The following is an 11,431-nucleotide window of genomic DNA, read 5'->3' on the forward strand; positions in this document are numbered from 1 at the left end:
GTTGGAGGAATCATGTACGTGTTCGATCGCAAGCGCATCGAGGAACTGGGCGAAAGCCAATCCGAACTCAAGCAGGGCTTCCAGGAACTGCTGAATGGTCGTACGACACCCGGGGGGCCGACGAACGAGTTCATCCCACCCGCGGATGTGGTGGTGAGCGAGAAGCATTTCTCGATCATCATGGAACTGGCCGGGATCCGCCGCAGCGACATCAAGCTGGGTCTGTCCGCCGACGAACTGTGGATCACAGGAACCAGGCGCTGCCCAGTGAACTCCGAGATCGAGCGCTATGTCAACATGGAACTGAGCTACGGCGCATTCGAGCGTCGGATCCGACTTCCGGGAGGCATCGATACCGATGACATTGATGCCAACTACAGCGAGGGTTTCCTTGTGATCCACATCGCTCGCACTGCGGGAATCCCCGTGCCGCTGAATCTGGGAAAGGAAGAGGCATGAGCCAGGAGTTGAACGAGATCGTTGAAGATGTTCCCGGACCGCTGCCTTCCGATCTGCCGCTGCTGGCCGTGACCGATGCGGTGATCTTTCCCGGGGTGATCTTTCCTTATGTGATCAATGATGCCCGCCAGATCAAGATGGTGCACAATGTGCTGGGCGGAAACCGGATGATGGCCGTGTTCCTCAAGAAGGAGGACGGCGAGGACGGCAATCGACTCTTCCCCACCGGCACCGCCGTGCAGGTGCTGAAGATGTTCTCGGTACCCGATGGCAGCATGGGACTGTTGCTGCAGGGCATTCGCCGTGTCGTGTTCAAGGGCATTGCCGGACGCAGTCCCTGGGTGCGCGTGCGCCTGGAGGCGGTGGAAGAGGACAAGCGGCAGTCCCTGCGCACCGAGAGCTATCGCAAGGAATTGCTGCGCAGTTTTGACGACTACTCCAGCCAGAATTCCTGGATCTCCGATGATCTGAAACAGTCGATCCACAGCGTGACCGACCCCGGTCAGCTGGGCGATCTGGTGTGCGCCAATCTCAATTTCAGCGTCGAAGACCGCCAGAAGGTGCTGGAGGAGACCAGCAACTCCGCGCGTCTCAAGACGGTACTGGAATTGATTCACAAGGAGCTCAAGCTTACCGAGCTCTCGCGCAAGATCCAGGACGAGATGAATCGCAACATGGAGGAGAGCCAGAAGGAGCACTACCTCCGTGAGCAGATGAAAGTCATTCGCAAGGAACTGGGCGACGATGATGATGCGGCCGTGGAACTGGAAGAGCTGCGTCAGTTGATCGCCAAGGGGCACCTGCCCGAGCACGTGTTCCAGGCGGCCGAGCGTGAATTGAAGCGACTGGGCCGGATGAGCCCCAGCTCCAGCGAGTTCACCGTGTCACGCACGTATCTGGACTGGCTCTGCAACATGCCCTGGGGGGCGTCGCAGAAGGAAAACACCGATCTCAAACGCGCCGCGCGCGTGCTGGACAGTGATCATTACGGTCTGGAGAAGGTGAAGGAGCGCATCCTCGAATTCCTGGCGGTGCGCAAGCTCACCGAGAGCAGCCACGGCCCGATTCTGTGTTTCGCGGGCCCTCCCGGAGTGGGCAAGACCAGCCTGGGCCAGTCGATCGCTCGCGCCCTTGGACGCAAGTTCATTCGCATCGCCCTGGGTGGAGTGCACGACGAGAGCGAGATTCGCGGACACCGGCGCACCTATGTGGGCTCGCTGCCGGGACGCATCGTGCAGAAACTGCGCGAAGTGGGCACGATGAATCCCGTGTTCATGCTGGACGAGATCGACAAGATGTCCTCGGACGTCAAGGGTGACCCGGCCTCGGCCATGCTGGAAGTGCTGGATCCCGCCCAGAATGACAAGTTCCAGGACCATTACCTGAACCTGACCATCGACCTGTCGCAGGTGATGTTCATTGCCACGGCCAACGAACTGGACCGTGTACCCGGGCCGCTGCGCGACCGCATGGAGGTGATCCATCTGCCCGGCTACCTGATGAATGAGAAGCTGGAGATCGCGCGCCAGTATCTGGTGCCCCGGCAGATCACGGGCTGCGGGATCAATCGCAAGCACGCCAACTTCCAGCTGGATGGCCTGCGCACGATCGTGGAAGAGTACACGCGCGAGGCCGGTGTGCGCAAGCTTGAACAGCGGATCGGATCGGTCTGCCGCAAGATCGCGCGCAAGGTGGCCGAAGGCGAGGACGTGAAAGCCCGGATCAATTCGGCCAAGGCCCGCGAAATCCTCGGGCCCGACCGGGTGATCCCCGAAGTGGCCAACCGGATCCCCGAAGTGGGTGTGTCCACAGGTCTGGCCTGGTCGCCGGTTGGCGGCGCGATTCTGTTCATCGAGAGCACGCTGATGCCCGGAAAGGGTGTGCTGAAACTGACCGGAAGCCTGGGTGAAGTGATGCGCGAGAGCGCCGAGCTGGCCCTGTCGTACATCCGTGCCAACGCGGCGGATCTTGGCATCGCCTCCAGTCTCTTCACCGAGAAGGATGTGCACATCCACTTCCCCGAGGGTGCCACGCCCAAGGATGGACCCAGCGCCGGGATCACGATCGTCACCAGCCTGGTTTCGCTGATGACCGGCTGCCCCGTCCGGCACGACCTTGCGATGACCGGCGAAGTCAGCCTGCGAGGGCGTGTGCTGGCCATCGGAGGCCTGCGCGAAAAGGTGATGGCCGCTCACCGTGCGGGAGTCAAGACCATTCTGGCCCCCCGCGACAATGGCAAGGATCTGGCCGAGATTCCCGCCGAAGTGCGCGAGAATCTGGACATCATTCTGGTGGATCACATCGACGAGGTTCTGGCAATGGCCCTGGCAGGCAACCCGGAACAGGTCCACGCGGCACTCGTGAACTGACTCCTTTCTTGCATCACACGTTCGAACCGGGGAGCCATGATGGTTCCCCGGTTTGCTCTCATGGGGTGACGGTCAAGATCTCCCACGCCACGACGGTTCCAACGACCGACACCTCTTCCCACGCCACGACGGTTCCATCGACCGTCACCTCGTCCACCGCCTCGTCCACCACCTCGTCCGCTACCTCGTCCACCACCTCGTCCGCTACCTCGTCCACCACCGCGTCCACCACTTCGTCCGCTACCTCGTCCACCACCTCGTCCGCTACCTCGTCGGACACCTGCTGGATTCAAAGCTGAATCGCCAGAAATGGCGTGGAAAATCGGGTGCAGAATGCCCGGTTTTCGGTCGGGGTTGCAGCTTGGTTGGGAATGGTCACGACGCCGGGGCTCAGGCGTCCAGGATGCGGCGCAGGTTCTGGGAGAAGGCGCTGATCGAGAAGGGCTTCTGCAGGAATCCATGGATCGCGGGCATGTTCAGCAGAGCGCTGCTGTCCTGGTCGCTGTAACCGGAGCAGACCAGAATCCGCACGGAAGGTTTGAGTGCGACCAGGCGTTCGTGGACTTCCAGTCCACTCATTTCCGGCATCATCATGTCCAGAATGACCAGGTCCACCTCGTCGCGGTGTGTGGAGAAGTACTCCAGGGCATCGTGACCCGTACTGCAGGCCACGGCCTTGTAACCCAGATTCTCGAGGATCCGGAGAATCATGTCGCGGATCACATCCTCGTCATCCACCACCAGAATGTGCTCGGTGCCCGGGAGAAGGCCGCCGTGGATCTCGCGGTCGGATTGAGCCGATTCCGACGGATTCTCACACACGGGAAGCAGGATCCTGAAGCGCGTGCCCACATTGGGGCGGCTGGCGAGTTCGACCCGGCCACCGTGCGCACGCACGATGCCATCGACCATGGCGAGCCCCAGTCCCGTACCCTTGCCGTCGGACTTGGTGGTGAAGAAAGGGTCAAAGATCTTGACCTGCAGGTCGGTCGGGATTCCGCAACCCGTATCACGAACTTCCAGTTCCACGAAGTGCTTGCCCGGTTTGTCATCGGCAGCGGCGTCCGGGTCCAGCCGTCGAACCCGTGTGGAAATGTGGATCTGGCCCTCTTCCGCGATCGCATCCGCCGAGTTCAGCACCAGATTCAGCAGTACCTGCTCGAGCTGTTCGCTGTCGGCCATCACCATGGGCAGGTCGGAAGCCAGTTCGGTGTGCAGGTGGATTCGCTTGGGAACGCCTCGTCCCAGCAGCTGGAGCGTATCTTCCACAAGTGTGTTCAGATTCATCCTGCGCCGTTGTTCGGTGCCCTCGCGGGACATGCCCAGCAACTGGCGGGTCAGATTGTCGGCCTTGCCCGTGGCGCGTTCGATGGTATCACCGATGCGCTGCAGCTCAGGGTCCTCGGCAAAACGCTGCTTGATGAACTGGGCATTGCCCAGAATGCTGGCCAGGATGTTCTTGAAGTCGTGAGCGAAACCACCCGCCAGGCTGCCGATCGATTCCAGCTTCTGGGCGCGCACCAGTTGGCGCTGCAGCTCGAAACGGCGTGTGATGTCCTGGAACAGGAAGACCACTTCGGTCAGGTTTCCGATCTGGTTGTGGATCGGGAACACGGTGAATGCAAGATGCAGCTCGCGGCTGGGGCCCTTGTCAAGGCGGATCTCGACGCTTTGCGCGTCCACCGTGTGGGTCTGTCCACCCAGCGCGGCCGTCCAGTGTTCCACCAGTCCGGGGATCAGCGAACACAGCCGGTCGGCCGGGGACATGCCGGCGCTGTCCAGCATGAGCGTACGACGTTCGAGGCCGAAGAGCTTCTCGAAACTGCGATTCACGTGCTCCAGACTGCCGTCGGGTTTGACCACCAGCAGCGCCTGGGGGCTCTGGCTGATGAAGTTTTCGAGGAAACCGAGCCGGTCGCGGCTTTCCTGCTCGTGGCGCTTCTGCCGGGTCAGGTCGTGCATCACACCTTCGATGGTGCCCAGATCCCGGAACAGCCGCCCACTGAACTGCAGCTCCAGCAGTCGCCCATCTCGGCTCAGGGAGCGGCACTCGAAACTGCTCACGTGTGTCTCTTCGCGAAGCCGTTGCATGAAGCGATGGTGTGCGTCCTCACTGCCCCAGATGTCCTGCAGCTGGGGAACCTCGTCCGCGGGAATGCTGAGCAGTCGATGGGCCCAGGGATTGATCTCGAGCAGGCGACCATCGAGATCCAGCCGGAACAGGCCAACTTCCGCGTTTTCGACCAGGCTGCGGAACTTGGCTTCGCTGGCCGCCAGCTTCTCAATCAGCTCCTGTTCGGCCAGGATGTCGGTGACCTGGCTGGCCATGATGCTCATGATTTCCAGGTCCACCTGACTGAAAGGCTGACTTGCATCCCGGGTGAGGGTCAGCGCCCCCAGGACGCGTTCCCCACTGACAAGTGGCACACTCAGCAGTGCCTCATCCATCACCGGGGTGCCGGGAATCTGCAGGGTCAGGGGGGAATGAAGCACGTCATTCTCGATGAGAGCACGACCATGCTGGATCACATGACCGGTCAGACCGGTGCCCGCGGGAACCCGCATGGCCATGATCGTGTCACCGTATTCGATGTCATCGGTGAAGATCGGGCTCAGCGAGCCATCGCCATTGACGATGAAGATCGTGGTTCGATTGGAGCGCGTGATCTGCTGGCAGGCGCGACCGATTTCCTCGATGATCGCTTCGTCGTTGCCATGCTTGCGCAGTTCTGTGGTGATGCGCAGGATCGCGCCCAGGCGTGCGGCCAGCTCCGAAGGGCCCAGGCTGCCATCGGCACGGTAGGGCAGAATGATTTCGCGCCAGTCCTGGTAACAGCGGACCTGACAGACCAGCTGGGTCCACTTGTTGCCCGCGACACGCACGGACAACCGGCACTCGCCGTCCTCGCTGGGGATGGGCTTGACCAGTTGATCCAGCGGAAGCTCGGCCAGTTCCGATTCCGACAGACCGGTGCTTTCACGCCAGGCGTCGTTGGCCAGACGATCGGGGCCCGCTCCGGGCGGCAGCATTGGGCACAGCAGCAGCCGCCCTCTGAAGCGCTGCATGAAGTTGTTGTGCAGGAGCTGGTTCAACTCCAGGGCCATGAAGACCTGCCTTGTGCTCGTATGCGTCGTCAGTTCAGCCGATGGAAGCGCCCGGTGGCACATCGCCAGGATTCACCAGCACGAGGGATCCCGGGGATTTGGCCGCCAGCAGCATGCCCCGGCTTTCGATGCCCCGGATCACGGCCGGCTTGAGATTGGCCACCACGCAGATCATCCGCCCCACCAGCTCGTCGGGCGTGTAGAACAGGGCGATTCCCGCGACGATCTGGCGCGTGTCACTGCCCGTGTCGATTTTCAGGCGCAGCAGGCGGTCGGCTCCTTCCACGCGGTCGGCTTCGAGAATGCGCGCGGCAAGCAGTTGTGCCTTGCCGAAGTGTTCGAATGTGATCAGCCCGTCCTCTTCCGCCGCTTCCGCAGCCGCCGGCTTGGCGGGTTTCCCGGGCTTGGCGGGTACCGCAGGCACGGCGGGCGCGGGGGCGACACCCAGCGCGGCCAGGAAGGCATCGGTGTCGATTCGGGGGAACACGGGATCCCCGTGGCTCACCGTGAAGGGGCGATCCTCGCGCCAGTCCAGCAGCTCGACCGCCGGCTCGGTTTCCACACCCAGACGGGCCAGGATTTCGCGGGAGAGTCCGGGCATCACCGGTTCCAGCAGCAGGGCCGCCAGCCGCAGTGTTTCCGCCGTGTCGGCGAGCATGGCCGCGGCGGAGGCCGGGTCGCTGCGCAGGACTTTCCAGGGCGCGTGCAGTTCCATCTGGCGGTTGGCCTCGCGGATCATCACGAACACGTCTTCCAGCAGACCGTGGAGATTGTTGCTCTCAACCTGTCTGGGCCAATGGGACACACGGCTGGTGAAGAAGTCACGCAGCCCGGTGCTCTGGCCACTGGCGGCGGGCAGACGCCCCTCCAGCGACTTGGCGGCAAGGTTTGTCACGCGGGAGAGCAGATTGCCCAGATCGTTGGCCAGATCGGTGTTCAGGCGCTTGACGATGCTTTCGAAACTGAAGCTGGTGTCGTTCCAGGGTGCCATTTCGCGGATCAGGAAGAAACGGAAGGCGTCCACCCCGATGTGATCGATCAGGCTCAGCGGATTCACCACGTTGCCTTCGGACTTGGACATCTTCTGGTTGTCCACCAGCCACCAGCCGTGGATCAGCAGCGAGCGAGGCTGCTCCAGTCCCAGGGCGCGCAGCAGGGTGGGCCAATACACGCAGTGGGTGGTGAGAATGTCCTTGCCGATCAGGTGTGTGCTGGCCGGCCACCATTCGCCGGCCACCTCGCTGCGGGACTCGGGGCCGCTGCCGGTGACGTAGTTCAGCAGCGCATCGACCCAGACATAACACACGTACTCCCGGTCGAAGGGCAGTTCGATTCCCCAGTCCATGCGGCTCTTGGGACGACTGATGCACAGGTCCTGCAGAGGCTGACGCAGAAAACCCAGCACCTCGTTGCGACGCTGTTCGGGCTGGATGAATTCCGGATTGGCCTGGATGTGATCCACGAGCCACTGCTGGAATGCGGACATGCGGAAGAACCAGTTCTTCTCGCGCAGCTTCACCACCTCGTTGCCATCGGGGCTGCGGCCGTCCACCAGATCCTTCTCGGTGAAGAACCGTTCGCTCTTGACGTCGTACCAGCCTTCGTAGTCCTGGGTGTACAGGTGGCCCTGATCATGCAGTTGCTGCAGACAGCGGGTCACCAGGGCTACATGGTCCGCGTCGGTGGTGCGGATGAAGCGGTCCTGGCGCACGTTCAGCCGGCTCCAGAGAGCCTTGAAGCGCGCCGACATCTCGTCGCAGTGTTCGCGTGGGCTGACACCGAGGCGGTTGGAGGCCTCGAGCACTTTCTGGCCGTGTTCGTCGGTTCCCGTCAGAAAATGCGTCTCGTGTCCCATCAGGCGGTGGTAGCGCGAAAAGACATCGGCCAGGACCGTGGTGTAGGCGTGTCCCAGATGCAGGTCCGAGTTCACATAGTAGATCGGGGTGGTGATGTAGAAGCGGTTCATGATGATTCCGTGTTCTGGAGAAGCCTATGCCTCGGGCGGGCCCTGCGGTCCCTGCTCGTCCGCGCGCCGTCCTTTGCCTCCGCGTCGACCACCGCGTCGGCGACGGTTGCTGCCTTCGGGCGAGTCGGTACCGGACGCGTCCGGGGAAGAGCCATCGGCGGAAGCCTCCCGGCGCTCGCCGGATTCCCGCCGGGGTTGTTCGCGCACTCGGCGATTCTCGGGCGCGGGGGCGTCGGCAGCGGCCTGGGCCACGTGATCCACGTCCTGGCTCATCGGCTTGCGACCGGTGTTCTCTTCGACGCGGCGCCGCACTTCCTTTTCGAACTTGTCCACATCGCCGGCCCCGCAGGAGCCGCAACTGGATTTGCAGTTCATCTCGCCGGGCTTGATGGCCATGAATTTCATCAGCTGCTCGTGGCTCACGATGTCCATGTCACCATCGGAGTAACGAATGGTCACCTCTTCGCGGAAGATGTCGATCTTGTCCACCAGCGCCAGCCCGCGCAGGGTTTCCACCGCGGTTTCGACCGAAGGGAACCGATCGAACTGGCTCTTGTAGAAGTCCAGCTCGTAACGCAGGCAGCACTTCAGCCGTCCACAGTTGCCCGAGAGCTTGATCGGGTTCAGTGGCAGGTTCTGGGTCTTGGCCATGGATGTGGTCACGGGGTCGAATCGCGGCAGGAAGGCACTGCAGCACTGGCGCTGACCGCAGGGGCCATACCCACCGAACTTCTTGGCTTCGTCGCGTGCGCCAATCTGGCGCAGGTCGATGCGTGTCCGCAGCTGGCCGGCCAGATCCTTGACCAGATTGCGGAAATCGATGCGTCCCTCGGCCGTGAAGAAGAAGGTGACCTTCTTGCCGTCCAGCTGGTACTCCACGTTCACCAGTTTCATCCGCAGACGGTGTTCGCGGATCAGCGCCCGGCAGGCTTCCTCGGCAATCGGTTCGCGCTCGGCGTTGCGCTGCTGGCGCTGGTAGTCGTGGGGACCAGCCTTGCGCAACACGGGACGCACGCTGTGGCGTTCTTCCTCGTCGCTGATGCGGTCCGTATCCGTGATCTGCACCACGCGGCCGATGTCCTCGCCCTTTTCCGCCTCAACGATCACGTCATCCCCGAGTTTCACGGGGAAGTCCATGGGATTGGTGTAGCTCAGACGCCGGTTTCCCTTGAACTGCACTTCTATGTAAGCGCCCATTGAATTGTCTCCTGGCCGATTCCGGCCGGTTTGGACGGCAGCCCGCGGGGGCCGGTCCTGTCCCGCGTGTCCGCTCAGGCCGGTACTCGGGGGACGATATGGTTGCGCAGAGCCTGCACGAACGTGATCAGGATGCTGTACAGGTACACATTGCGATCGAGCAGGGCGAGAATCTTCTCGAGCTCCTCGTTCAGTTCTTCCTCTTCGCGCACTTCAAGACGTGAGGCGAAGGCGGTCAGGGCGTCCAGTTCGTTGCGGTGATGCACCAGATCCGCGGCCCCCTCGCCGGCCAGCGCCAGCAGGCGCTGATCCTGGAGCCAGCCCTGGGTGCCCCGGATCAGCCCGGCCACCGCATCACGGTCGCGCGCGGCTTCCAGTCTGGCCAGCATCTTCATCACCGGCCCCAGGTCCTTGCGCATCACGTCACGCAGGAAGTCGGCCAGGGGCAGTTCCGGTTCCGGGTTCTGCAGCATGCGCAGCGCGCGTCCGGGCAGACCATCACTGCGTCGGGCCAGGTCGGCAAGTTCGGCGCCGCTGCGGCCCTGGGCCGCGTCACGCGTGGCCAGCTCGCGGGCCAGCTCCTCTTCGGCCATCGGCATCAGGCGCACCTGCTGACAACGGCTGACGATGGTGGGCAACATGCTGTCGGGCCGGTCGGCGCAAAGAATCAGCACCATGCGTTCCGGTGGTTCCTCAAGCAGCTTCAGCAGCGCATTCTGGGCCTGCACTCCCATTTCATGGGCACGAAAGACGATCACCACCCGGTAGTTGCCCTGGAAGCTGCGCAGGCTGGCCCAGCGTTTCAGGTAGCGCGATTGGCCAATGTGAATCTGGTTCGCACCCTTGACCTCGGGCTGGTGCCAGAAGTTGGCCGCCAGTGTCAGGCGTTCGGCAACCACTTCGTTCTGGAAGGCATCCATGGGATTGTCGTCATTTCGACTGCCACTGACCACGGGCAGAGCGAACAGCAGATGCAGATCGGGATGATCCAGCACGGCCATCTTCAGGCAGCCCGCACAGCGCCCGCAGGGGGCCAGATCCTTGCCCTGCTCGCAGAACAGCAGACGGGCCAGTTCCAGGGCTGCGGTACTGGCGCCCAGGTCCTCTTCGCCATGGAACAGCCAGGCCGAGGCGAGGCGATCGTTGCGCCATGCTCGTTCCAGCAGGGTCTTCAACTGGGGCTGGCCAATCAAGGCGTCAAAAGCCATGCGAGTTCGTCAATCCAAAGAATGATCGTTGACCTTGGTTCTTCCGTCCGGGAACGGCCCGTGAATGTGGCACTTTCGCAGCATTGGGCCGCCAGCCCGTCGGCTTGAGCTGCAAATCCTTGGCGGGCTCATTCCTTGCTGGCGGCAACGCCGGGCGACCGGTACTTTCAGCCGCTCACACGGGTGAACCAGTGCAGGTCGGCAAGAGTCCGGTCGGGAATCCAGGAGTCCAGATGCGCGCTACCAGACGACTCCTGCTGTTGCTGGCACTCTGCGGGTGTCAGGCCCCGCCGGAGCCGACACCGCCAAGGCCCCAATTGCCCGCCAGCTGGGTCGCCACCCTTCCCTGTGCCGATTGCGCAGGGATCGTGACCACGTTGACCCTCTGGCCGGATTCGGTGTTCTACCTGGAGCGACTGCGGCTTGAGAACAGCGAAGACGACCAGGTGCCCGACTACCTGCTGGGCAGGTGGGAGCTGAGCGACGGTGGGCGGCTGCGACTGGCATCCAGCGAGCCCCTGCCCGACTGGCAGGCCGGTCCGGAGATGCTGTCCTTGAGGAAACTCAATCGGGGCCCCACGACGTACGATGACTCCACAGCGGCCACACTGGTTCTGCACAAGGAACTGGAACCGCTGGAGCCCCGCACCCAACTGGCAGGGTTTCTGGACCACGAACTGGAAACATTGTCCATTCGTGAGTGTTTCAGTGGGAGACGTTTCTCGGTGATCCCCGGCGGGGACTCCCCGGCTCTGGATCGAGCCTGGCACGTGCTGGAAGCGCATTCCAGCGGACCGCGACTGGCGATGATTTCGGCACGCCTGGGTCAGGCCGCCAGTCCTGGTGGAGAGTCGAGATTCGTGCTGTACATCGACCGGTTCATGTCCCTCGAGGAAGATGAGGACTGCCCTGGAGGGGAAGAATGAGCCAGGTTTGGCAAGAGTCACCCGGCAAGTCCGGGCTTGCACTCTGAAAACGAGGATGTCACTTTCAGTCATGCCGCATCAGCCTCATCATACGAGACGCGCACTCTGGATCTTCGCACTGCTCTGCGGCTGGTTGCTGGCCGGAGTGGGCAGTGCGCTGGCCTGCGGTCCCGACGGATGCGGTACAAGCCCGGGCTCGTG

At 62.7% G+C, this 11,431-nt stretch carries 8 protein-coding genes; 3 read left to right on the forward strand and 5 right to left on the reverse strand.

Going from position 1 to position 11,431, the window contains the following annotated elements:
• Positions 1–12: 12 nt before the first annotated feature.
• Complete coding sequence (locus H6678_11470; GenBank protein ID MCB9474421.1) at positions 13–459, forward strand: Hsp20/alpha crystallin family protein; 447 nt, start codon at positions 13–15, stop codon at positions 457–459.
• Positions 456–2,828 (forward strand): endopeptidase La, encoded by a 2,373-nt coding sequence (gene lon, locus H6678_11475; protein ID MCB9474422.1) that lies wholly within the window; start codon positions 456–458, stop codon positions 2,826–2,828. Before H6678_11470 ends, lon begins: the two co-directional genes overlap by 4 nt.
• Before the next feature lie 58 nt (positions 2,829–2,886).
• Here lon and H6678_11480 read toward each other — a convergent pair whose 3' ends face one another.
• The 5 genes from H6678_11480 to H6678_11500 form a co-directional block, all read right to left on the reverse strand.
• Positions 2,887–3,108, reverse strand: coding sequence for a hypothetical protein (locus tag H6678_11480; protein ID MCB9474423.1), 222 nt, complete (start codon positions 3,106–3,108; stop codon positions 2,887–2,889).
• A 110-nt stretch (positions 3,109–3,218) separates the two neighbouring features.
• Positions 3,219–5,933: a response regulator gene (locus H6678_11485; GenBank protein ID MCB9474424.1), complete on the reverse strand. Its 2,715-nt coding sequence runs from the start codon at positions 5,931–5,933 to the stop codon at positions 3,219–3,221.
• Positions 5,934–5,967: 34 nt separating this feature from the next.
• On the reverse strand, positions 5,968–7,899 hold the full coding sequence (gene metG / locus H6678_11490) for a methionine--tRNA ligase (protein MCB9474425.1): 1,932 nt from the start codon (positions 7,897–7,899) through the stop codon (positions 5,968–5,970).
• 24 nt (positions 7,900–7,923) lie between these two features.
• Entirely contained in the window at positions 7,924–9,096 is a 1,173-nt protein-coding gene (locus H6678_11495) for a stage 0 sporulation protein (GenBank protein MCB9474426.1), read from the reverse strand.
• A gap of 74 nt (positions 9,097–9,170) precedes the next feature.
• Positions 9,171–10,304 carry a DNA polymerase III subunit delta' gene (locus H6678_11500; GenBank protein MCB9474427.1) on the reverse strand — a complete coding sequence of 378 codons (1,134 nt, stop codon included), beginning with the start codon at positions 10,302–10,304 and terminating at the stop codon, positions 9,171–9,173.
• 233 nt (positions 10,305–10,537) lie between these two features.
• Here H6678_11500 and H6678_11505 point away from each other — a divergent pair, with 233 nt between their 5' ends.
• On the forward strand, positions 10,538–11,230 hold the full coding sequence (locus H6678_11505) for a copper resistance protein NlpE N-terminal domain-containing protein (protein ID MCB9474428.1): 693 nt from the start codon (positions 10,538–10,540) through the stop codon (positions 11,228–11,230).
• Positions 11,231–11,431 lie beyond the last annotated feature (201 nt).

Source organism: Candidatus Delongbacteria bacterium (assembly GCA_020634015.1).
GTDB lineage: Bacteria > CAIWAD01 > CAIWAD01 > CAIWAD01 > CAIWAD01 > JACKCN01.